At 40.6% G+C, this 23,776-nt stretch carries 21 protein-coding genes, 2 tRNA genes and 2 pseudogenes; 9 read left to right on the forward strand and 16 right to left on the reverse strand.

Annotated features, from left to right (window positions below):
• The first annotated feature begins 204 nt into the window (after nucleotides 1-204).
• Nucleotides 205-1,929 (forward strand): thiamine pyrophosphate-binding protein, encoded by a 1,725-nt coding sequence (locus MBUR_RS03475; protein ID WP_011498804.1) that lies wholly within the window; start codon nucleotides 205-207, stop codon nucleotides 1,927-1,929.
• A gap of 55 nt (nucleotides 1,930-1,984) precedes the next feature.
• Here the strand turns inward: MBUR_RS03475 and MBUR_RS14100 are convergent, their stop codons facing one another.
• Entirely contained in the window at nucleotides 1,985-2,101 is a 117-nt protein-coding gene (locus tag MBUR_RS14100; RefSeq protein WP_198003792.1) for a tetratricopeptide repeat protein, read from the reverse strand.
• 879 nt (nucleotides 2,102-2,980) lie between these two features.
• Nucleotides 2,981-3,065, reverse strand: a tRNA-Leu gene (locus MBUR_RS03480).
• 184 nt (nucleotides 3,066-3,249) lie between these two features.
• Between MBUR_RS03480 and MBUR_RS03485 the strand changes: the two genes are divergently transcribed.
• Nucleotides 3,250-4,002, forward strand: coding sequence for an MBL fold metallo-hydrolase (locus MBUR_RS03485; protein ID WP_011498805.1), 753 nt, complete (start codon nucleotides 3,250-3,252; stop codon nucleotides 4,000-4,002).
• A gap of 45 nt (nucleotides 4,003-4,047) precedes the next feature.
• On the opposite strand, the gene MBUR_RS03490 is transcribed toward MBUR_RS03485, so the two are convergent.
• Together MBUR_RS03490 and MBUR_RS03495 are read right to left on the reverse strand one after the other, a co-directional pair.
• A complete protein-coding gene (locus MBUR_RS03490) occupies nucleotides 4,048-4,701 on the reverse strand; it encodes a metallophosphoesterase family protein (protein ID WP_011498806.1) in 654 nt (217 codons plus the stop codon).
• Nucleotides 4,702-4,723: 22 nt separating this feature from the next.
• A complete protein-coding gene (locus MBUR_RS03495) occupies nucleotides 4,724-5,503 on the reverse strand; it encodes a TIGR00266 family protein (RefSeq protein WP_011498807.1) in 780 nt (259 codons plus the stop codon).
• 273 nt (nucleotides 5,504-5,776) lie between these two features.
• Between MBUR_RS03495 and MBUR_RS03500 the strand changes: the two genes are divergently transcribed.
• The 5 genes from MBUR_RS03500 to MBUR_RS03520 all read left to right on the forward strand — a co-directional run bounded on the left by MBUR_RS03500 (nucleotide 5,777) and on the right by MBUR_RS03520 (nucleotide 10,053).
• Entirely contained in the window at nucleotides 5,777-6,109 is a 333-nt protein-coding gene (locus MBUR_RS03500; RefSeq protein WP_011498808.1) for an META domain-containing protein, read from the forward strand.
• A gap of 299 nt (nucleotides 6,110-6,408) precedes the next feature.
• Nucleotides 6,409-6,891, forward strand: a complete 483-nt coding sequence (locus MBUR_RS03505) for an ATP-dependent zinc protease family protein (RefSeq protein WP_011498809.1) — start codon at nucleotides 6,409-6,411, stop codon at nucleotides 6,889-6,891.
• Nucleotides 6,888-7,793, forward strand: a complete 906-nt coding sequence (gene rimK / locus MBUR_RS03510; RefSeq protein ID WP_011498810.1) for a 30S ribosomal protein S6--L-glutamate ligase — start codon at nucleotides 6,888-6,890, stop codon at nucleotides 7,791-7,793. Before MBUR_RS03505 ends, rimK begins: the two co-directional genes overlap by 4 nt.
• Nucleotides 7,794-7,796: 3 nt before the next feature.
• On the forward strand, nucleotides 7,797-8,843 hold the full coding sequence (locus MBUR_RS03515; RefSeq protein WP_011498811.1) for a succinylglutamate desuccinylase/aspartoacylase family protein: 1,047 nt from the start codon (nucleotides 7,797-7,799) through the stop codon (nucleotides 8,841-8,843).
• Between the two features lie 184 nt (nucleotides 8,844-9,027).
• The gene (locus MBUR_RS03520; RefSeq protein WP_011498812.1) at nucleotides 9,028-10,053 is read left to right on the forward strand and encodes a DUF21 domain-containing protein; all 1,026 of its coding nucleotides are present in this window, start codon (nucleotides 9,028-9,030) and stop codon (nucleotides 10,051-10,053) included.
• A 7-nt stretch (nucleotides 10,054-10,060) separates the two neighbouring features.
• Here the strand turns inward: MBUR_RS03520 and MBUR_RS13340 are convergent.
• From MBUR_RS13340 to MBUR_RS14715, 3 genes and pseudogenes are all read right to left on the reverse strand, one after another.
• A pseudogene (locus MBUR_RS13340) lies at nucleotides 10,061-10,455 on the reverse strand (transposase); the annotation flags it as partial.
• Between the two features lie 72 nt (nucleotides 10,456-10,527).
• Nucleotides 10,528-12,258, reverse strand: coding sequence for a group II intron reverse transcriptase/maturase (ltrA, locus tag MBUR_RS03525; RefSeq protein WP_011498814.1), 1,731 nt, complete (start codon nucleotides 12,256-12,258; stop codon nucleotides 10,528-10,530).
• Nucleotides 12,259-13,632: 1,374 nt separating this feature from the next.
• Nucleotides 13,633-13,809 (reverse strand): annotated as a pseudogene (locus MBUR_RS14715) (IS5/IS1182 family transposase); the annotation flags it as partial.
• 826 nt (nucleotides 13,810-14,635) lie between these two features.
• On the opposite strand from MBUR_RS14715, the gene MBUR_RS03540 reads away from it, so the two are divergent.
• Nucleotides 14,636-15,289: a hypothetical protein gene (locus MBUR_RS03540; RefSeq protein ID WP_011498815.1), complete on the forward strand. Its 654-nt coding sequence runs from the start codon at nucleotides 14,636-14,638 to the stop codon at nucleotides 15,287-15,289.
• 210 nt (nucleotides 15,290-15,499) lie between these two features.
• Here the strand turns inward: MBUR_RS03540 and MBUR_RS03545 are convergent.
• The 4 genes from MBUR_RS03545 to MBUR_RS03560 all read right to left on the reverse strand — a co-directional run bounded on the left by MBUR_RS03545 (nucleotide 15,500) and on the right by MBUR_RS03560 (nucleotide 18,927).
• Nucleotides 15,500-15,573, reverse strand: a tRNA-Val gene (locus MBUR_RS03545).
• Between the two features lie 552 nt (nucleotides 15,574-16,125).
• The gene (locus tag MBUR_RS03550; RefSeq protein ID WP_011498816.1) at nucleotides 16,126-16,593 is read right to left on the reverse strand and encodes a DUF3887 domain-containing protein; all 468 of its coding nucleotides are present in this window, start codon (nucleotides 16,591-16,593) and stop codon (nucleotides 16,126-16,128) included.
• 9 nt (nucleotides 16,594-16,602) lie between these two features.
• Nucleotides 16,603-18,381 carry a sensor histidine kinase gene (locus tag MBUR_RS03555; RefSeq protein ID WP_011498817.1) on the reverse strand — a complete coding sequence of 593 codons (1,779 nt, stop codon included), beginning with the start codon at nucleotides 18,379-18,381 and terminating at the stop codon, nucleotides 16,603-16,605.
• Between the two features lie 33 nt (nucleotides 18,382-18,414).
• Nucleotides 18,415-18,927, reverse strand: a complete 513-nt coding sequence (locus MBUR_RS03560; RefSeq protein ID WP_011498818.1) for a response regulator — start codon at nucleotides 18,925-18,927, stop codon at nucleotides 18,415-18,417.
• 149 nt (nucleotides 18,928-19,076) lie between these two features.
• On the opposite strand from MBUR_RS03560, the gene MBUR_RS03565 reads away from it, so the two are divergent.
• Nucleotides 19,077-19,358, forward strand: coding sequence for a MarR family transcriptional regulator (locus MBUR_RS03565; protein ID WP_011498819.1), 282 nt, complete (start codon nucleotides 19,077-19,079; stop codon nucleotides 19,356-19,358).
• A 63-nt stretch (nucleotides 19,359-19,421) separates the two neighbouring features.
• On the opposite strand, the gene MBUR_RS12875 is transcribed toward MBUR_RS03565, so the two are convergent.
• The 5 genes from MBUR_RS12875 to MBUR_RS03590 are packed head-to-tail and all read right to left on the reverse strand — an operon-like array spanning nucleotide 19,422 to nucleotide 23,718.
• On the reverse strand, nucleotides 19,422-20,177 hold the full coding sequence (locus tag MBUR_RS12875) for a sensor domain-containing protein (protein ID WP_011498820.1): 756 nt from the start codon (nucleotides 20,175-20,177) through the stop codon (nucleotides 19,422-19,424).
• Nucleotides 20,178-20,236: 59 nt separating this feature from the next.
• Entirely contained in the window at nucleotides 20,237-20,461 is a 225-nt protein-coding gene (locus MBUR_RS03575) for a PLDc N-terminal domain-containing protein (protein ID WP_011498821.1), read from the reverse strand.
• 36 nt (nucleotides 20,462-20,497) lie between these two features.
• Nucleotides 20,498-21,712 (reverse strand): ABC transporter permease, encoded by a 1,215-nt coding sequence (locus tag MBUR_RS03580; protein ID WP_011498822.1) that lies wholly within the window; start codon nucleotides 21,710-21,712, stop codon nucleotides 20,498-20,500.
• A gap of 35 nt (nucleotides 21,713-21,747) precedes the next feature.
• Nucleotides 21,748-22,983: a COG1361 S-layer family protein gene (locus tag MBUR_RS03585; RefSeq protein ID WP_011498823.1), complete on the reverse strand. Its 1,236-nt coding sequence runs from the start codon at nucleotides 22,981-22,983 to the stop codon at nucleotides 21,748-21,750.
• 9 nt (nucleotides 22,984-22,992) lie between these two features.
• A complete protein-coding gene (locus tag MBUR_RS03590; protein ID WP_011498824.1) occupies nucleotides 22,993-23,718 on the reverse strand; it encodes an ABC transporter ATP-binding protein in 726 nt (241 codons plus the stop codon).
• Nucleotides 23,719-23,776: the final 58 nt, after the last annotated feature.

The following is a 23,776-nucleotide window of genomic DNA, read 5'->3' on the forward strand; positions in this document are numbered from 1 at the left end:
ACCAGTAATCCTTAAATACCACCTCCGCCTTCAGTCACTATAATGTCATACTTTACCACAACTCACAGTTTACGCAATGTGCCTGTAGTAGTGGTAGTGTTATTAGCTTGAGCAAAGAAATATTCTGGCTCAAGTGCACTGTTTTTGGTTAATTTACTGATTAGTGTATCCTGTGCTGGATGTTTCTTTCCACGGTGATCTGAAATGGAAGAAATGAATGGAGCAGAAGTCCTTGTAAAATGTCTGGAAGACCTTGGGGTCAAACATATCTTTGGATATACGGGAGCGGCAATACTTCCGGTATTCCACGCCCTTGAAAAGAGCGACATTAAGATAGTAGTAAACTCCAACGAACAGTCCTGTGCATTTAGTGCAGCAGGATACTCCCGTTCAAGCAATGAGGTCGGTGTAGCCATAGTCACATCAGGACCTGCAATCACCAACACTCTCACAAGCGTTGCTGATGCCTATGGTGACAGCATTCCTTTGCTTGTATTTGCAGGTCAGGTTCCAGAGCACAAGATAGGCACCGACTCATTCCAGCATATCAATGTCAAAGGCATCTTCGGGGATGCAGCTAAAAAAGTAATTCAACTATCCAATGGCGACGACATTGAATCCATAGTCAAGGATGCCTACTACTTTGCAAGATCAGGAAAACCCGGGCCTGTTGTCATAGACGTTCCTCTGGATAAACAGCAGAAGCTCCATGAATATATGGGCATGAATATCCTGAGATTCGAGGAAAGCTATCACGATGACCGCCATCTCAGTGATGAGCAATGCGAAGAATTTTTCCAGCTTCTGACAAAATCCAGCAAACCTCTGCTTTATCTTGGAGGCGGTCTCAACTCTGAAGCAGGAAGCTATGCCATCAGGGAGCTTAACGAGCAGCTTGGAATTCCTTCAGTTAATACACTAATGGCAAAGGGTGTAGTTGACGAAAGAGATGACATCAACATGGGAATGTTGGGAATGTTCGGCACTCCATACGCTAACATGCTAATTCAGGAAAACGACTTCTTCTTCGCCATTGGAGTAAGATGGGATGACAGGGTTGCTGAAAAGGTAGGTTTTGCGATAGGCACCGATGTAGCCTACATTGACATCAATCCCGAAAAGATGCACCAGATAAAGATCGAGCGTGCTCCAAAATTCACATTCATAGGCGATGCACCAACAGCTATTCGTGACCTCATGAGTTATGCTAAAAAGCAAAATATCAGTCTGGATATCAAACAGTGGCAGGAGCGTGCCAGATTCCTTAAAAACTCATGGCCTCTGGACTATAATCGTGAATCTGAATACATCCAATCTGCTGAGGTAATGGCTCTGCTGGCAAAGTACATTGATGAGAATACAAGGATAACAACTGGTGTCGGTAATCAGCAAATGCTTGCAGCTCAACATCTATCCATGCAAAAGGAAAAGTCATTCATGAGCTCCGGATCATTTGGAACAATGGGATTCTCCATGCCAGCGGCCATTGGTGTTCACTATGCGAACCCTAATGCAAGAGTTATATCAATAGACGGTGACGGCAGCCTGAAAATGAATCTTGGGGAACTCCACACTATAGCTTCCCTTGATATGCCTGTCAAGATACTCCTGCTAAATAACCAAAGCGATGGTATGGTTCAAAATCTTCAGGATGCAAATTATGATGGGATTAGGACAGCTACCCAGCGGCAAAAGGACGTTCATTTTGCAGATATTGCAAACTCCTTTGGCTTTAATTATGCAAAAAGGATCAGCGACAGAAATGATTTGAAACAGGGACTTGAAGATTTCCTAAACTCAGAAGGACCGTGTTTCCTGGAAGTTTGCACAGACCGGGAAGAAGTTCTCTATCCGAAAGTTCCAGCAGGTGGAGCTTATAAGGACATGATACTGGGACCATACATAAAACAGATAGAAATAAATGATTAAGTAATGAGAGCAGAAATATTCATTTCTGTAACTCAATCGCCTTCTTTTTCATTTCCTACACTTTCACATCATCAGGCTTGAGCTTCAAAGCCTCATCAAAAGAGGCTATAGCAGCTGGCTGATCTCCAAGTCTTGATAATGCAATACGCATTGAAGTGATAATCTTAAACACTACTCGTTCCTCATGGGAGACGGGCTCTACATGCAGCACACGCAGGATTTAGACCCTCTTAAAATTCTGCCCACAGGCAAGCCGACACCTCAGCGCATGAGCGAAATGTGAGATTCTATCTTGAATTAATGGGCCGATAGCCCGCGGGATACAATCCCCTCTACATATTCCCAAAGACCTATCGATGATGTCAAGTAGGACACTTGAGCTACTCAGACCGAATAACATCGCGATGAAACACTTACTAGCTGTCCATCTGCATCTGAGATCCCTAGCTCTATCAAAGTAATGTACGTCATCCACTCTTATTACACGCCATCTGCGATTATTACACATACCAGCATGCTCAGCTCGACTTAAAGAAGTCCCACGCTCAAGAAAGAAGCAATGGATACAGTTCCAAGGCCTTATGTAGCGTATTGTTCATTTTATTCGTACAACACGACCCAGTACATTGCATAACTGCTTCTCTTAGGAACTGCCACTAAACGCAGGTCTGCGTTGAGTGTGATGCTAGCACCCTTTCCCCAAAGATGCTGCAATGTATTCAGAACTAGGCAGTTGAGTGGAGGACAAATTGAATTTTAAATAACAGCTGATAACTCGCATCAAAATACCAGAGGTGTGTATGTATTATTGTTGTTACCCCATCCCTTTGCTTTTCTGATTTTTGAAAAACGACTTTGAGATTTTGATTACCTAGTATTCACGTCATGGTGCAGTATGGTTATTTCAGCATCTCGTGTTGTAAGATTCCAAGCCTGTTCTGTAAACCTGTACTGGCTTGGCTTTAGGGCGGTATAAAAGGAGCTTTATCAGGGATATATTCAACACTACTAAAAAAGTAATCAAACAGTGGGTAATTATAAAATTATTTAGTGCGAGGGAAGGGATTCGAACCCTTGAAAACCTTCGTTATCAGATCTTAAGTCTGACGCCTTTGACCTGGCTGGGCGACCCTCGCAATTTTGTGTATTGATTCTCTTTCAGCATCTTCATGCTATATGAAATTTTGTTTGGCACAGTAGAGCATACTTAAGTCTGGTGCCTTTGACCTGGCTGGGCGACCTCCGCATGAGAATTAAAACGGCTGCCTTATGCTATTGGTCACCCCATAATTAAAGTTAAGTTACTTAAGCCTTATTCTAATGGACATGAAGATTACATTTCTTGGAACTGGTGTGGCGATACCACAGAAAGATAGGGTACAGTCGGGTGTACTGATCGAGTATGGGGAAAATAAGGTGCTTTTCGATTGCGGGGGTGGTATTCTCAATAGGATATTCGAAAGTGGGGTATTGCATACGGAGATTGATACCATTGTACTTTCACATTTGCACCTTGACCATGTAGCAGATGTCATGTGTTTGCTTAAAGCCAACTGGCTTTGTGAGAAGCTTGATGCGGTTATCTATGGGCCTGTGGGGACGCAGGAATGGTTGGGGAGGCTGATGGCTATCTATCCCTACATGAAAGTAAAGGTCAATGTCGAGGTTCGGGAAGTTGTAGCAGGTGAGGAATTTGAACTTTCACAGGGGTGCAACGTCCGATGTACTGACGGGATACACAGTGTGCCTTCGCTTGGATATCGGGTGGAGCATGATGGTGAGGTTGTTGTCTATTCAGGAGACACTGAGCCGTGTGATAGCATCATGAAGCTGGCACAAGGTGCCGATATGCTCATTCATGAATGCTCGTTCCCGCTGGATTTTCCGATGACCAATCACGCCACACCTGACATGTTGCGACCATATCTTGAAAATTCCGACATCTCAAAGGTATACCTGACCCATCTTTATCCTCATATGCAGGGGCATGAAAAAGAGACTCTCGAATACATAAAAGAAAAGTATGAGGGGGAAGTACACATTGCTTCCGACCTCATGACGGTAGAGCTTTGAGAACGAAACTGATCACGAATGGATGTGAATGTCGGTTTGTCCTCATTAAGCTTCAATAAAGGATACGCTCACATTGTCCTGCTCAAGCTCGATAAGAGCCGCATATCCCTCTGCTGCCATCCCGGGATTCACAAGGAACGTATCTCCCGATCTGGCAAATCCTCTTGCTTCATGGATATGTGCACAGATCACCAGCTTTGAGCGGTCAATGAACTTAGCAACCGATACACTGCCGACATTATCCCCTGAAATAGAATCCAGAAGTCCCTTTGGTGGTGCATGTGACACCAGCACAATAGTGCTTTTACAATCTTTACAATCACCTTCACAGGCATTGAACATAGGTTCAAGAGCATCTTCGATCTCTTGTTCCTCAAGTTCGAAAGGAGTGTTGAATGGGGTTGGACTGGAACCTCCTATTCCAACGAACGTGAACTCTCCTATTTTCTCGGTATTCTTGTGTAAATTTACTATTTCCGAATTATCAAGTACTTCGAGAATATCCCTTTTATCACAATTACCAGGAACTGCAAAGACCGGTACGTCAAAAATACCTTTCAAGTTATCTACCTGGCTTGAAGGGCCAAAATTTGTAATGTCTCCGCTGATGACTACTACATCGATCTCACCAGCCTTATCTTTAATATCTTCCAGATGGGAAAAGTTACCATGTATATCAGCAATTGCAAGTATTTTCATTCATTGCACCTCATCTAAGCCGTTAGAAATTTCTGTCGCCACCGAGAATACCGCCTAGTGCATTTTCACCCATGCCGGCAATACCACTTTTTTCGCCCCTGCTTGAATTATTGGGACCGATGGCTGCTGCTATCCTGTCAGCAAGGCGTGAGAACGGCAAGCTCTGAAGATATACCGTACCTGGTCCTGAGACTGTTGCCAGAACAATACCTTCACCGCCAAAAAGTGCATTCTTGAAACCACCTACGAACTCTATATCGTAGTTCACGCTCTCTGAGAATGCCACCAGACAACCAGTATCTATCCGGAGTGTTTCTCCCGGAGCAAGTTCTTTCTTGATTATCGTACCGCCCGCATGTACAAATGCGAGACCGTTTCCTTTGAGTCTCTGGAGGATGAAACCTTCTCCACCGAAAAGACCTGCACCTATCTTTTTCGAGAATGCCACGGTAATATCGACACCGTTGGCAGCACATAGAAATGCGTCTTTCTGGCAGAGGAAACTGCCGCCTTCTGATGCAAGGTCTATCGGTATGATCTTACCCGGGTATGGAGCTCCAAATGCCACTGTACCCTTGCCTTTTCCGTTCTGGGTAAAAGAAGTTATAAAAAAGCTCTCACCTGAGAATGCACGTTTCAGACCTTTAAGCAGCCCTCCTCCGGTGGACGTATCCATCTTAATGCCATCTCCCATGAACATCATTGCACCTGCTTCGGCCCTTACTGTCTCACCCTGGTCAAGTTCTATCTCAACAAGTTGCATTTCGTTTCCGTGTATTTTATAATCAATATCATCTGCCATTACTATTACTCCTCTGCGGAACAGGCTACTCGACCTGTAAAACTCTCTCTGCAGAAATATTGCATTTAACAGCACATAAACGTATTGTAACTAAACACAAATACTTTTTTTAGATGAAGTTCTCCTCTATCGTGTCCATGTATATCTACATCTATTCTAAATTCAACATCATTAGGCTTCAAACTTAACTATGGATCAAACAACATATAAATAGGAATTTGGTATATTTGCATTTAGAAGATCCGTAAAGAGATAATCGATATCTAATGGCACTTGTCTGGGTTGACTGAGGTACTTCCAGCTAGCAAGTCAGTAGTTCCTGGTCCGGAAAACTACAAACTTACTTTTAACTTGGATGGAACCTACTCAATAAAAACAGACTGCAATCATGGTGTCGGGGGCCACACACTGGATGGAAGTGAACTTACATTAGCATCAGGTCCAATGACGCTTGCATACTTTAGTCCAGATTCGCAGGATAGTCAGTATCTCTCCCTGCTGAGCAATGTAACAACTGTCTCAATGGAAAATGATCAGCTTGTTCTCGGCATCAGGGAGAATGGTGAGAAAATGCTTTTTGTAAAAGTAGACGTATTTGAGCAGTGAAACATTTGTTTAGACATATTATTTTGAATTTGATGGGATGAAAGGCATATAGTTCTCTTCCTCCTACCAAATTCAATTTATACTTAAAAGTTCTTTTTTAAATTCAAGTCATGCTACTTATAAAATAGTAGATATATATAGCAGAATGATAGTTGGTGGCGCACTGAATTTTGTACAACATTGAGACTTTCATCTCTCACTTATGCAAAATGAACCGGTTTTATTCATTGTGAATAAATTTTCATAGAAATTTATTTATAGATAGATCAAAACCAAGATAATCTACTTTGAAGGGTCCTATGAGTAAAGAAGATCAGAAATTGATACTTGGCTGGAGGGAATGGGTTGCTTTGCCCGAGCTGGGCATACATGCTATCAAAGTAAAAGTGGATACCGGAGCCAAGACATCAGCACTACATGCTTTTAATGTAGAGCTTTACAGGGAAAATGGCGTTGAGATGGTTAGATTTTTGGTCCATCCGATACAAAGGGATCAAGATTTCCAGATCGAATGCATAGCACCCCTAAAGGACCGACGGCAGGTAACTGATTCCGGTGGTCACAAAGAAACTCGTTATGTTATCGAAACAGATGCTGTGATAGCATCTGAACGATATACAATTGAATTAACACTTACAGACCGCGATACAATGCGTTTCAGGATGTTATTGGGTCGTAGCGCAATGAAAAATATAGCAATAGTTGATCCAGGTGCATCATTCATAAATGGAAAACTTGATGCAAACTCACTATATGGTCTGAAACATGAGGTTAACAAATGAAAATAGCTTTATTATCAAGAAGCAGAAAGCTGTACTCATCTCGTCGCTTAATTGAAGCAGCCGAAGAAAGAGGGCATGAAATTCAAGTAATAGATGTATTGAGAGCTTACATGAACATTACTTCTCACAAGCCTTCCATTCACTATAAAGGTGAAGAGCTTGAGGGATTCGATGTGGTCATTCCTCGCATTGGTGCATCTGTGACATTCTATGGTGCTTCTGTCTTGCGACAATTTGAGATGATGGGGGTTTACCCTTTGAACGAATCGGTTGCAATTACCCGTTCCCGAGACAAACTTCGCTCTTTACAGTTACTTTCCCGCAAGGGTATAGGTATGCCTGTGACAGGGTATGCAAGCAAACCTGATGACATTAAAGATGTTATCAAGATGGTCGGTGGTGCTCCCCTTGTTGTTAAACTCCTTGAGGGTACGCAGGGTATTGGTGTAGTACTGGCTGAAACACAAAAGGCTGCAGAAAGTGTGATAGAAGGTTTCATGGGTGTAAAAGCCAATATTCTAGTTCAAGAATACATCAAAGAAGCCAACGGTGCGGACATTCGCTGTTTTGTTATCGGCGGTAAAGTAGTGGCATCCATGAAAAGGCAGGCACCAAATGGTGAATTTCGGTCGAACCTGCACAGGGGAGGGTCGGCAGAGGTCATCAGGATCACACCTGAAGAACGCTCGACAGCTGTAAGTGCTGCAAAGATAATGGGGCTCAATGTTGCGGGTGTTGATCTTTTACGCTCCAATCACGGACCTGTAGTAATGGAAGTCAACTCCAGTCCGGGCTTGAGGGGTATAGAAACTGCAACAGGTAAAGATATTGCAGGCATGATCATTGAATATATTGAAAAGAGTGGCAAAGTCGGTAAGACAAAAACTCGTGGAAAAGGTTGATACATGCGACCACCTATCACGATTGCCGGTATGACCATTCAGCCGGGAACAAGGAGATCTATAGAAGTGCCCATTCCCAGCTTTTATACCCATACATCAGCATCAATGCCAGTTCATGTTGTACATGGAAGCAAACCGGGACCTTGCTTGCTCATCTGTGCTGCGATCCATGGAGATGAGATCAATGGTGTGGAGATTATTCGCCGCGTACTTGCACATAAAACGATTAATAACCTAAAAGGTACACTTATTGCCATTCCACTTGTAAATGTGTTCGGTTTTGTCTCACAGTCTCGCTATTTGCCCGACAGACGTGATCTGAACCGATCATTCCCTGGTTCAAAAACAGGGCCGATGGCATCCCGTTTGGCAAATATCCTGATGACTGAGATAATATCCCACTGTACTCATGTTATCGATCTTCATACAGGAGCTGTTGCACGGGAAAATCTTCCTCAGATACGTGCATGTTTGAAGGGGGATACCGAAACAGAAGCTATGGCCCGTGCTTTCCGTGTACCGGTCATAATCAATTCTGAACTGCGCGATGGGTCATTACGTGAAGCGGTCCGTAAAAATAATGTCCCAGTCCTATTATATGAAGCAGGTGAAGCACTACGATTTAATGAAGTTGCTATTCGGGCAGGTGTAAGGGGTATTCTTGGAGTCATGTCACATTTAGGCATGAGGCCAAAAAGCAGAAAGAAAAAAGAGTCTGATACCCTTATTTCCAGATCAACACAATGGATTCGAGCTCCGGAAAGTGGGATGCTACGTTCAATTGTTCCTTTAGGCACTCTGGTTAAAGTAGGTGATATATTAGCCTATATAAATGACCCATTAGGTGAATGTGAAATGAAAGTACTGAGCTCAGCATTTGGTATCGTCATTGGAAAAACGAACCTACCACTTGCACATGAAGGTGAAGCTATATTCCATATCGCCAAATTTTCGGAAGCTGAAGAGGTCTTCAATTACATCGAAACAGATCAGGATGAACTTGACCCCTTGACAGATGAGGTAAGAAGCACGGAACATCCCCTGGTATGATAAGTTGGATTTTAGTATCTAGTATGATTAAAATTATAGTTTAAAAGTGTTTAGGAGATTCAATTATTCAACATGATCGTTTGTTGTGGGCATTAAAGATCCCCAATTACATAGAAATTGTTTTATTTAGTGTTCCCTTTTTATTATTTAGTAATTTTTTTTACTTTGAGTAGGTCAATAATTTATGAATAATATTATCATCTGGATACTTATCGCTCTTTGTCTGATCCAATCAGGTATCTTTTCCGGGTTGACAATTGGTCTTTTTGGACTGAGCCGTCTCAGGCTTGAGATCGAAGCTGAAGCTAATAACATACATGCACAGAAGGTCTTGAAACTAAGGCATGATCCACATTTGCTCCTTTCTACCTTATTATGGGGTAATGTGTGTGTCAATGTACTGATTACCCTTTTAACCGATTCAGTTATGGTCGGTAGCGCTGCATTCATATTTTCAACAGTATTCATCACTTGCTTTGGAGAGATAATGCCTCAGGCATATTTCACAAGAAATGCTTTAAAGATGGGTGCTTCCTTAACACCTCTTGTCAAATTGTACATACTGCTATTGTATCCTTTTACAAAACCTTCTGCAATGATCCTTGACAGATGGCTTGGTAAAGAGAAACTTGAGTATTTCAAAGAAACATCCCTGAGGATAATGCTTCAGAAACACATGAAATCAGATGCAAGTGATATTGATAAAATGGAAGGACTTGGTGCTCTTAATTTCTTGTCATTGGATGATCTTAGTATAAAACAGGAAGGTTCGCTCATAGACGAGAAGACCATAATAGAAATTGATACAATTAACAACCGACCGGTTTTTCCGGAAGTCGGTACTCCTGATTTTGAGATATTGCTTCATAAGATCGCAGTTCCAGCAAAAAAATGGATAATAGCAGTCGATAAGAACAGGTATCCGGTTGTGGCAATAGATTCTACCTCTTTCATAAGAGATGCTATCTACAAAAAAAATAATTTTCATCCATTAATATATTGCCATACTCCGCTAATCGTAAAGAGTCCTAATGTAAAGATAGGGGATGTCCTCCATAAACTGAAGGTTTATCCTGTAGACTCCGAAGATGATGTCATAGATAATGACCTTATCCTTTACTGGAATGATGATGACCCTGAAAAAATAGTCATAACGGGTTCTGATATACTTGGTCGCCTGTTCAGAGGCATCGTTTACAGGGTAAGATGAATTCCCTTCATTGTTTTGTTGAAAATATTGGCTCTGTAGAAATCCTCATCCAAACTAAAAACACAGTCTGATGAACTTATCAAGATTGTGTAATATCACTTTGAACTTTACTTCTTTTACTTGATTTCTATACTTTCTCGCACGTAAGTTTTCTCCATACTTTCTTTTCAAAACCGAAAACATCGTTTCACTCAAATTTCGCATAGAGTATATCTTACTATCGAATTCCTGTAACATTTTCTTACGATATCTTCCTTTGATTCGCTTTCGTTCACGTTGTCTCAATGGAACAATTGCTATTGATCCAAGTTTTCAATTCGTGTATTTTTCAGAATCATAGGCTTTATCCATTATATAATATCTTGATCTCCTATTGTGATGACATTGCGATAGCAATGTCTGTCGGCTAAGTCAGAGAGATTACTCCCTCTTTCTCGCCTAAGAACCGTGCGTGAGACTTTCACCTCACACAGCTCAAGCATCTCTTAACCCTTGTCGGGCAACAGTTATTTTTGGATTATTTGCATGATATTGTCTATGACAATATACATGTGCATAAACTAAGTTTGTTATTCCATTATCGTCATGATTTCCATTTTTATGATGTAAAGGGCGTTCCTCTCCACCGTTGTTAATGTCAATCAATAGATTACAAAACGGACATTTGCCTTTTTGATTCTTCCATACGGTTTTAAACTTTCCTAATAACTTTTTAGAACCTTGATTGAGCTTGCGTTCAACAAAGTATTCGGTGTCAGTGTAAGGGTTCTTATCCAGTTTTATTTGTGGGTTTCGAACTATCATTTTATCTGACATTAATTTAAGTTGGTTTTTCATTGTTGAAAATACCCATTTCCTCGTTCCTTTGGGATGCCAGTATTTGTGTGCAATCCAAGTTCTTGATTTCATGGGGTGTCTTCTCTTAGCCCATTTCCAAAGTATATTCCATATCTTAAAATCAATTAAGGAGAATGTTTCTTTGGAAGCCACTCCTTGATGATAATTTGACCATCCAGTTATGATAGGGTTAAGTTTAGAGATTAAATCTTCTTGTGTCCAAGTTTTTCCATCTTTGATAGTATTACTGATTTTTTCAGTTACTTTCTTGATAGATTTCTTAGACGGTTTTATGAGAAGTTTTCCTTTGTATTTTCTGACATTCCAACCTAAAAAGTCAAAACCATCATCGATGTGAGTAATAAGGGTTTTTTCATCAGATAGTTCTAAACCTCTATCCGTTAGGAAATTCTTAATCAATTCTTTTGCTTCTTCTGCTATTTCTTTAGTCTTTGCAGTAACAATAAAATCATCTGCGTATCGCACAAAATTAACTTTGTGTTTTGCACGTTGACGAGTTGTTATTTTACCGCTTACACCTCGATGATATTTGTCAGCCAATACACCTTCAATTCCATCTAAGGTCATGTTGGCTAATATTGGTGATATAATACCGCCTTGTGGTGTTCCTGCTTTCGTTGGAAATAGAGAATTTTCATAAACAAATCCTGCTTTGAGGAATTGTTTAAGAATTGATTTATCCATTGGGATATTGTCAATTAACCATTGGTGACTGATGTTGTCGAAACAACCTTTAATATCGCCTTCCAGTATACATTGTGCAGAATCCTTTTTGCTTATTGTTCCAAAAATTTGACTGCAAGCATCATGTGTACTTCTGAATTTTCTGAATCCAAAAGAACGTTTATCTGCTGTTACTTCTGCAATGGGGTCAAGTGCTAATGCATATAATGCTTGCATAGCTCTATCGTACATGGTCGGGATACCTAAAGGTCGCTTCTTATCAGAACCATATTTCTCAATAAAGATTCTTTTTAATGGTTTTGCCTTATATCTTTTATCAGATAGACTTCGAGCCGCATTCACTTTGGAAACTGGTGTTGACCAGAATTCTCCATCGATTCCTGCTGTTCTTCTACCCTTATTTCGAATAACCTTTCTGACAGCTAACAGTTTAGCATAGTGAGAATGGGTTAGCAAATAACTTAGTCTTTTTACTAAATTCCAATTTTTGTTAATAACTGCTTTCGTAATTCTGACTTGTATTCTATTAACATGTGATTCAACGGAACTCCAATTGATGAAATTCCAGTTGAGCATATCTGTAAGCTTCTCACCATTTAATTCAGCATGACCACTAAGGGCTTCTGCTTCATTATTTGGTGTATTTGAAATTCTTACATTCATAGTTATACCTTCATTCATACGTTTTGATACCATAGAGTAAGTCTGCATCCTTTCGGATTAGGGCAAATTCTGAACCCCTATATAATTCATTACAAATTATCATTCGCTTTCTACTCCTTTCCTTTACCCTCTATGTCATTGTCCTTCCTTACGGAATTCCTACCCCGAAGGGAACATATAGGGCTTACCAAGTTCTATAACATGAATAATTGCGAATACCTTAGAAGCCATCTATAAACCGAGAATCATATGTCCATTTCCTATAATGTATGCAAAACCATTATAGTCTGATTCTATACCTTTTTAGTTCAAGCGTATCAATCTAGTTTCGCTTGTTGCAATTCACGATTCTTACAATGGTTCACTTTTACGTTCTTCTTAGTATTGTCGGCTAAGTCAGAGGGATTACTCCCTCTTTCTCGCCTAAGAACTGTACGTGAAAGTTTTCTTTCATACAGCTCAAGCATCTCATAACCTTTTCAGGCAACAGTTATTGTTTTTGGAATTAATTGCAAATTCCAATTTTCTTCAATAACTGCCTTCGTAATCCTGACTTGTAGCCTATTAACATGTGTTACATGTCTGTAAGTTTCTCATCGTTAAGTTCAGCATGTCCACTAAACAGTGTTTTTGCTTCATCTTTTGATGTATTTGAATAGCTTACATTCATAGGTCATACCTTCCTTCTTACGTTTTGATACCATAGAGTAAGTCTGCATCCTTTCGGATTAGGGCAAATTTTGAACCCTTATACACACCATTACAGTTTGTCATTCGCTTTCTACTCCTTTCCTCTACCCTCTATGTCATCGTCATTCTTTGCAGGATTCCTACCCCGAAGGGAACATATAGGGCTTACCAAGTTCTATAACATGAATAATTGCGAAGACCTTAGAAGCCATCTATAAACCGAGAATCATGTGTCCATTTCCCATAATGTGATAAGAGCCATAATGGTCGGATTCTGTACCTTTTGGTTCAAGCGTAATCAATCTAATTTCGCTTGTTCTGCTTTACGATTCTTACAATGGTTCAACTTTCGTTTCTTCTTAGTGTTCTTATCCTAGTGGATGTTTCGAATTAGACTTTCGAGATTCTCCACATTGTCCTATGAGCTTCATACCCCAACGTTACCATTGGCGCGTGTCATAGTAGGATTAACCCAAATGGAAGGGATAGCGTTGCCGCAATTCATGTTATAACTTCTTGTCGCACCTTATCCTAGCAGATGATTCAGATTAGACTTCCGAATTTCTCCACATTGTCCTATGAGCTTTACACCCCAACGTTACCATTGACGCATATCATAGTAGGATTATCCCAAATGGAAGGGATAGCGTTGCCGCAATTCATGTTTTAGCTTCTTGTCGCACTTGCATGTTTTGCATCATGAACTGGTTTTCCAGAAATCTTGTAACCAGTGATCACAAATTTACTAACATCAACCGAAATGCTGGTCTTTACATAACTTCGCCTCCACTTTTTAATTCGCCAGGAATAGTAGTTACTACAATAACCACTTGTGAACCCAGTGGAATCAATTGCAGTAATGTCTATAGAGTCTCTATTTTTATATAATCGGTCAAGTGTTTTCTTAAATATGGTATCCAAAACAACAGAATATGTACGAGTAACAAATTTTTGAAGTTTGTTGGAGAACAATCGCAGGAGACTTCTCATTATAAAAGTAAGTGGCTTAGTTGAAGTTAGAAAAGAGGATTTCTACAGCCTTGTTTTGCTACATTTAAGTGGCGCTGACTACTTGACAGCATTTGAAACCGATCAGTTGCATGCGCAGGTGATGCTATTTTTCGATGCGTTCAGTGATGGATGGCCATTGGTTTAGTACTTTTTGGCCTTCATTTTATACTCCTTGGCTATCTAGTTTTTAGATAAGACTACATTCCCGGAGTTCTGGGCATCTTGTTGATAGTTGCAGGTTTAAGCCATCTAATAGATAATTTTGGCAAATTTCTTTTTCCCAACTTCGATGTGGCAATTAGCGTGGTTTTGGATTGGGGGAAATTGTTATTCATGTTCAGGTTTTTGTTGAAGGGAGGTAAAATATCCCAAATGAAATTCTGAAATTGATTTATTATAATTTGACAAAAAATAGAGCCGAAAAAAACATCAGAAAAATCAGAAAAATCAGAAAAACCAGATCGGAAATATGGCACAATGATCGTAGGCTGTTCGTAGAGGTTGTAGTCGTTGTTGCTGCAGGTCTGCTTTATAGGCGACGTAGTCGTACTGGATTAAAATCAGACGAGTAATAACTTTACGACCTCTCTTTTTAGAGGGAGTCTTTGCTATATGATATATATATATTGAGAAAGAGCATTCAGGACACAATGAAAGGGATTAGAAAGGGATACTCATGAACAGGGCTGAGATGGATAGAGTTGACAAGCTTGAATTCTGGATATCTTCAATATTCAGACTGCTGGTGGTCATAGGCGGTGTAGTAGCAATATTGACAGGGAACTGGATACACTTAGGTTTCTTCATGTACGTCTTGGTCGTGACCTTCCTGCCAAGTATGATCGAGAAAAAGTACAGGTTCGAGTTTCCCAGTGAGTTCGAAGTACTGATCATGCTCTATATTTATGCATCTCTCATGTTGGGTGAATATGGGGGGTATTTCGAAATATTCTGGTGGTGGGATGTATTCCTACACACATTCTTAGGCATAATCATTGCAAGCCTCGGTTTTATACTGGTGTATGTTTTGAATTCTGAACATAAGGTAAATCTAAGCCCTTTTTTCGTAGCACTGTTTTCATTCAGCATTGCGGTGGCATTTGGGGCGATATGGGAGATATTTGAATATGCAATGGATGTGGTATTCGGGCTCAATATGCAAACGTCAGGGTTGGTTGACACTATGTGGGATCTTATCGTTGAAACACTGAGTGCATTGTTGGTGTCTACACTGGGATACTTGTATTTGAAGAAAGAGATTCATGTCCATCTGTTCGAGAAAGCTGAAAGAAAGTTCATCGAACGGAATCCGCATCTGTTCAGAAAATGATATTCATGTTTTTGAGTACGAGGTTGCACACGTTTTTGAAACAGAGCACAACGGAAAACCTTTGTTTGTGATCTCTTTAGACGAAGACTTTGATAGCAGTGTAGTTGTACAACCCAACACTAACTCAGATCTCGAAAAACGCCTAGCTTCGCTGGAACAAAGGATCATTGAATTAGAAAAACCGCCATGCATCGACTCAGAAATGCCAGATGGGCCCGCGGAGATTCGAACTCCGGAGCTCTGCCGTGTGAAGGCAACGTCATAACCAGCTAGACCACGAGCCCATATTGAAATAAAATTGTACCTGAGGAAATATTAACCGATTTTCAGGTGCTATAGGGCTTAAATAGAGTTGATGGGCTATAAGTTTAACGGGGGGCTGTGGTAGATTTATTAAAGTATTAGTATTTATATAATCAATATATGAAAGAACCTGCCTATATATAGAAAGGTTTAAGTATTATTCATGTATTTAGAGAATTGTACATTGGACGAGAACTTTGGGCAGTTTCTTGAATCAGATAAGTTACTACCCCTTGAACCACACACAAACCACCATACTCCCTTCCAGTCCAAAGTTCTCGCTGGTGGACATTCAACTCCTCCTTCGTGTTTTGAGGCAGGGTGTAAACTCGACCTTCAATTTCGTCCTTTTCAATTTGACATTTATTCTTAATATCATCTTATTTGATTGGTATTGAAAATAAGCTTTGTAAGGATAGAGCAATATCAGATGTGGAATTTGAAACACATGGCATGATATTTCATGCTAAAAAAAGAAAATCTATCAAATGAAATTAGAGGACAGGACGATCTTCAAGAAAAAGTGAGGAGCCTTATCTTTCAAGGGCTAATCGTTTTCGCATCTTTGGAGAATCGATCCACATACCTCTAAGCTCTCTTTCTCCATCCTGATCCTCTATGAATATCAATCGGAAAATTGCACCTTCCGGTTCCTTTTCGAATGCTACATTATATACAACAGCTGAATGTCTGTCAGTAACAGTGATCTCGGCAAGTTCCTTTGACGTATAATTTCCAACTTCCTCATGAACAATGGCTGTAAGTTCCAGGAACAGGTCTTCTGTTATGGCTTTTTTCATAGTTGGGTTAAAATTAGCAGAGAATTTGGTATAGTTATTCTCATTAAGGCCCTGAAGTGTATTTTCTGCTATCGGCTCTGCATATTCGGTCAGGCCATCATCCTCAACGCTCGATCCTTCAAGCTTAATGGATGCACATCCGCTGCAAATGATCACTACTAAAACAACAAGGCTCATCAATAATGCTGTTCTTACTTTCATGTTTCTCACTTAAGTTCCCTCTATCTCGGTGAAATCGTCCTCTTTCAGCTCTTTAGGTAATCTGAAAGTGAATGTACTGCCCTTGCCTGTCTCGCTCTCAAGGTATATTTTCCCACCCTGTCCATCGATGATGCCCTTAATTATTGCAAGCCCAAGCCCTGTTCCTCCTGCTTTCCTTGTAGCAGTGCTGTCCACCTGATAGAACTTATCGAATATCTTATCACGCTTTTCTTCGAGAATGCCGATGCCATTATCCTTTATACTGGTCTGTAAATAATCTTCATGATCTTCTACGATGACCGTCACTTCTCCCTCTTCCGGTGTGAACTTGATAGCATTTGTCAGCAGGTTCACAAAAATCCTTATGAGTTTGTCCTTATCCGTACTAATGGCCGGCACGTCATCCGGACAGTTCACCATGATCTTTATGCTCTTATCCTTTGCATGTTTTGTCACATTATGAAGGGATATCTCAATTATCTCTTTGATGTTCACATCTTCAGGTGTGAATTTCATCTTTCCTGATTCTATGCGGGAAATATCCAGCAGGTCATCGACCATTCTCGCCTGTCTGTCAATATTTCTGATAATAAGGTCCAGCATCTCTTCCTTGATCTCCCTGCTGCATTCGCTTTCCCTCAAGAACTCACTTGATGTCTTCATAGCTGTCAGCGGTGTCTTTAGTTCATGGGAGACCATTGAAACAAAATCGTTTTTCAGGCGGTCAAGTTCCTTTAATTTCTTGTTCGCGTTCTGGAGATAATCGTTCGATCTTTCCAGCTCCGAGGTCTTGCTTTTGACCTCATCCTCAAGGGTCTTGTTCCATGAGAGCAGGATCAGGGCGATGAATGCACTGATAAAGAGAATGAATGCAATGGAGATCATCGCAAAAAGGCCCTGTTTGACATAGACTGACTGGATAAGTGATCCAACATACCACAACGGGGTAACAACACCTACGGACCATTGCTGGTTATACCAGTTCACAGGCACATAGGAGATTATCTTCTCTTCGAGGAAACCATTGGTGTTCCTCTCAGAGAACTGTCCGCTACCCGAAAGTCCTTCTGTCTGCATGCCGATGATATCAAGACGCCTGTGATCAGGTTCGTTTATAATATTGAAATAATTCTGTCCTACGAGGTGATCATCGGAACTGTCGTAAAGCAGTTTTGCATTATCATCGATCAGATAAATATATCCCGATTCATATTCCGTTTTTATGGTCTGTTTCGTTATCTCATCGATCTCGATTACAGCAACTATGGCCCCTTCAAAACTGCCATTCTCAAGATAAAAAGGTATCCACACAAAAATTGCAAGTTTCCCTTCTAAAGTAGTGAGTGGATTAGTGATATGGGTCTCACCTGTCTCTTTTATTTGCTCAAAAACAGCAGCCTTATCCTTTTCATAAAGGTCGTATCCGAAAGGCACATTCTCTTCAGGATATCCCGAGACGATTATGCCGGTGCTGTTTATGTATTCGATAGCATGGAAGCCTTCCGACTCATTATATACTATCGAAAAAATGGTATTGAAATTATCATCGGGGATACTGTTATGGTTCCTTGAGATTATCTCAAGCATTGTAATCTTTTCGTTCAGGAATGTGGTGATACCGGTCGATATTTGCTGTGCCTGGCTGGTCTGTTCCCGTGTGAACATCTCAACAAAAAGATCTTCGACCTCTGTATTTGCCCTGATTCCCAGAAAAAGGATCGAAGAAATGAAAAGCATCGTTACCATTACAACGATAATGACGTTCCATCTGCTTTTTGTGGCAAACATATGAGGTCAGCACGAAAAGTGCGTTAAAAATAGTTAGTCCTGTGTTCTTCTCAACACAGTTTTGATCCTTGCTTTCAGTTCTTTCAGATTGAACGGTTTGGTCATGTAATCATCAGCGCCAATATCCAGGCCTTCAACCTTGTCATTGATCTCTCCTTTTGCTGTGAGCATGATCACAGGTATGTTCTCATAGAGAGGTTCTTCTTTCAATCTTCTGCATACTTCAAAGCCATCCATGTCAGGCATCATAACGTCAAGAAGGATCACATCGGGTATGTCGGACTTAAGTGCATCAAATGCCATAGTTCCGTTGTTTGCTTCAATGACATTGTATCCGTCTGCCTCGAGGGCTCTCTTGGTAGCAATGACAGCATCTGGCTCATCATCCACAATAAGGACCTTATGTCTTGTATCTGATAGGCTTTCAATGGTCCTGGTCACTATGTCCTCAGAAACCGAAAGTCGATCTGCTATCCCCTTTGCACTGATCTCAGGCTGCTGTTCGAGAAGTCTCATTATGTCTTTTTCAAGCTTTTCTCTTTCCATATATACCACAACTTCAAATGTATCTAAACATAAATGGATGATATTATTAAAGCCTTTCTAAATATGATAAAGTCTATTCATATATTGTACAAATAGCCAATTATGAGAAAGCCTTATAAATTATTATCGTATATTTAACGGTGATATCAATGGACGCTCTTGAGAAAATATTTGGAAAGACTGCACAGATAACGGTTCTAAAGAACCTAATTCAGCATAAAGGGGAATCTACTTATCTCTCCGGTATCGCAGAAGAGACTGGTCTCTCTCACTCGAGTGTTGCCAGGGTCATTGAGCCCCTTCTCAAATCCAACATTGTCATCGAAAAGCGTCTTGGGAAACAGATACGCACCTTCAGCCTTAATCTTGAAAGTGAACTCACTCATCATATCCTTGAGTTCTATGGACGACTTGAAAAAATGAAACTCTGATTTTTTCGTTTTTTCGTTCTATTTTCAACTCAACATTCATTATTCACATTGCATATAGCTGTCTTATTCTTCAATATACTCTGTATCAATGGGTACAACTTTTTCAATGCATCCTATACTTTTTTCTTCATCCAGTTCAATATCATCAAAACTGGTGTAATTATTTTCATTGGTCATATCGGATCTTGTATTTCCAAGCAGGTTCTTTGCAAGAATTCCTGAAAGTTTTGCCATCCAATTCATAATATGCAATGAAAAGACTCCGAAGATCATTCCAAAGAACATCATCATCAAAGCACCGGCTAAAGAATCGATGACGAACGTGCTGGTCCCACTACTGTATCCGATTTCAGTAAGCTTATATACAAATGGTGTTGCAATAAAAACAAGAGTGATCCCTATCAATGTGAAGGAAACTATCAATGTGAATATCCCTAATGGGAACTTAATGAAAAGGAAAACAAGTCCCTTCCATGTCACGGGATTCAGTATATAGCCTTTTATTTTCTCAAAGTTCTTCTGATATTTTATCCCGCGATTCTCCATAGGTGGTACATCCACTCCCAGAAGCCAGATCGCAAGCTGTCTTTCAAAAGCGGCAAGTTCCCACCATGCAACTAGCATCAGAATAAGGATCGGTAGTCCGATTAGGGTTATGGATAGACCTAATCCCATGGAAAGTCCGGTCACAAGGAAAATGAAATAGGCTGTTCCGAGGGGGAATGTGAACAAAAGGTACGTCAGATTCAGATAGGTCTGTCTTTTAGTGACCACTCCGAAGAAATCACGTATCCATTTTGTTATGTCATTTAGATCCATGTGGAACATTCTCCTTTATGATAATAAACTTCACATCATAAATCCGCTTTATGTGAAACTTAATTGCGTTTTTGTCTTCTGAAAATGAAGTATGTCAGTGCACCTAATAATTGTGCAAATACTATAATAATGATCCATATAAGTTTATCATTTCCATACGATGGCTCGTTCATAACACAATCGATAAGCATCCATGTCCAGAAAATAGTACTCCCTATTGCAATCCCTGCAAACAGCAGGAACAGCAAACAATTTACCGGCAAGAACATCCAGCCATCGAACATATTATTTTCTCCTTTGCATTTTATATTTTAGTTCTTTCAATCATGTCTCAATGCATCGACCGGTTTCATCTTAGCAGCTTTGTTCGCAGGATATGCTCCGGCGATCAGGCCAACGAATATGGATACAACAAAGCCTGCAAATATCTTCGATGCAGGAAGTACGACTGGAAGGTTCATGAATGTTGCAGCCCCATATGCTCCGGCACAACCAAGTATCACTCCAAGGATGCCACCGATAGTTCCCACGACCGCTGATTCAACGATGAACATCGTAAGGACATCGAAATTAGAATACCCTATGGATTTCATCAAACCTATCTCCGACGTACGTTCGGTAACGGTGACCAGCATGATGTTCATGATCCCGATGGAACCTACAACAAGTGAAATGAATGCAACTGCTGTCAGCAGTCTGGAAAGGGCACTTGAAAGGGAGCCTGCATTCTCAAGTAATTCCTGCTGGTCCATGATGAAATACGGCTTGATGTCATCTTCCTCCATATCCCTTGATGAGATCCCCATATATCTTCCGAGTCTCTTATCTATCTCCCCGGATGTTTCTGTGACTGTCTCAATTGATTCCCCTTCGGCGAAGATGGTGGAATAATCACTGACCGAGAGGATCTCGTTCATGGTGGGTATTGGAATGAATATCCTTTTATCAGGGACCATTCCTCCCGATATGAAGCTTGGTTCTGATTTTTGAACAATACCTTTGACCTGGAATGTCTGTGTTATTTCTTCTCCATCACGTGTTCGGAAATTTATCTCTATCGAATTCTTATTCGATAACTTCCGGTCAAAAGTATCTTCAGATACATCATAACCTATCACTGCTACATACTGATCATTGTCTTTGATGAAATTCCCTTCACTAAGTCCAATGTTTGCGACCTCATCATAGTCGCCTGTGACCCCCGTAATTGATACTCTCCGCGAATCTGACATATAAGTGACTTCAGCTACCTGTTCATTGATAGGTGAAGCTCTCAGTACTCCCGGGGTTTTCCTGACAACCTCCAGTTCGTTATCAAAGAACGTGTTTGGTTCATTTGCACTCACATAGATGAAATTCGAGCCGATCGTTCCTATCTCTTCATCAAAATACTGATTAAAGCTCGCACCTAAGGAAACATTGGCAATAACAGCAGCTACTCCTATGACGATCCCCAGAGTTGTAAGCGTGGAACGAAGCTTGGAGCTAAAAATACTTCCAAATGCAATTTCAAGTGACTGCTTCAGATCGACCATTGTATATCTCCTTCTAATAGTGCACCTGATTTCACTTAATCCTGTTTCCTTTTCTTGTAAATGAAGATCCCTGCTGCTGCCACTATCAAAAGTACGAAAGCAATAGTTGAACTGCCAGCTTTGGTATCTGTTTTCTCTTCAACTATCTCAAGTTCGCCTACATCGGCAGATGTTGTGTGATCGTTAAACCCATTCCTGTATTCTGCTTCAAGGGTGAGTGGAGTTAGTTCTATTTCCTCTTCTGCAACAGCGCTAAATTCAATTGTAAAAAGTTCGTCCGGTTTCATCGAGCCGATAAAATACTCTGCAGGGGAAAATTTGATTCCTTCAGCTATTGGTCTGACACTCACTGAAGATATCGTGTTCTGATGAAGATTCGCAATATCGAACTGTATCTTCCCTTCACTGTTAGTTAATATCATGGACTTTGAGGGGATCATCTTGAGGGATGAACTGTCAATAGTGACCGGTACTCTCCAGATGGTGTTATAAGAATATGAATTACCAATTATCGCAAGGTCCAGATAGTATGTTCCTTCCTGGACATCTTCCGGAACCTCTACATTGAATGTAAGGGTGACCGAATTACCTGGTCCGACTATCCCGGCTTCTTGAACTCCGCTGGTGACCTTGATGCTGTCAGCACCTGTAAGACTTGCCGACTGGATACGTGCATTAGTGTCGTAATCCTCCCCATCAATATTGATCGTATTCTCTGATGCAGTATTTGTCAATTTGAAACTTATGGTGCCTTTATCTCCGGGACTGAACATATTTGGGGTTGATGTGGTCTCAGTAAGTTCAAGAGTACCTTTACTATCAAAAGTGGTGGATCCTACCTTTATTTTAAATGTGTCCTTTATCCAGGGACTGTTATCCGTCCCTCTGTAATATACATCAAAAGAAGCTGTTCCGGGTTTTGCATTTTCATCTACATACAGGCGGAACTCCTGTACAGATGCACTGTCTGGTGAAAGTATACCGATATTATTCTCAGCATTTTTTTCAGAATCAAGGGACAAAGGATATTCAGGGACAATTTTTATTGTTACGTCATCGGACTGTCCTGACCTGAAGTTTTCCACCTTTACCCATACATCTACATATTGTCCTATCTCTGCGGGAAATGGCTCATATTTCTGAATGCTGATATCCAGACTTGTTACGCTGTTCTCTTGTGCCGATACGGTAGGCATTACCATTATTAAAAGGACTATCATAACTGCAAAGACCGTTATTTCCTTTGTAATTTCTGAACTATAATTTCCCATGTTATCACCTTAATTATTTTCTATATAGCCGTCTTTTACGTGGATGGTCCTGTCAGCATATGCTGATGTTTCAGGATCATGTGTTATCATTATTATTGTGCTTCCATTTTTGTGAAGCCCGGAAAAAAGTTCCATGATCTCAACACTCGTCTTCGAGTCTAGGTTCCCTGTAGGTTCATCTGCCAGTATGATGGCAGGTTCGTTAATGAGGGCTCTTGCAATAGCGACCCTCTGTGATTGTCCACCTGAAAGCTCAGTGGGTTTGTGTTCCATACGGTCATCCAATCCCATCAGTCCCAGAAGCTGTTTCGCACGTTCGTTCACATCGATATCCGTTCTGCGGTTAGCATGTGTTGGTAATAGGACATTCTGTAAAGCTGTAAGTCTTGAAACAAGGTTGAAGTTCTGAAAAACAAAACCGATCTCTAATCCCCGAAGTTTTGCAAGTTCAGTCTCGGAGATACTGTTGATGTCCTTGCCCATGACAAGGACCTGTCCTTCACTTGGTCTGTCAAGGCATCCAAGCAGGTTCATAAGAGTACTTTTGCCAGAACCCGATGGTCCCATAATTGCAATGAACTCACCCTTTTTGACAGTGATATTGATATCATGAAGGATCGGTACTTCCGTGTCGGACAGATAATAACTTTTTTTCAGTCCAATGGTTTCCATGACCTTATCAGGTATGCCTTTCATTTTTTGTTTGGTCTGGTTGATAAATGCCTGTTCTTCCATGTGATACACGATCCTGTCTATTTATCGACGGGATTGACTATGCTCATATTTCTATATA

The organism is Methanococcoides burtonii DSM 6242, from assembly GCF_000013725.1.
GTDB lineage: Archaea > Halobacteriota > Methanosarcinia > Methanosarcinales > Methanosarcinaceae > Methanococcoides > Methanococcoides burtonii.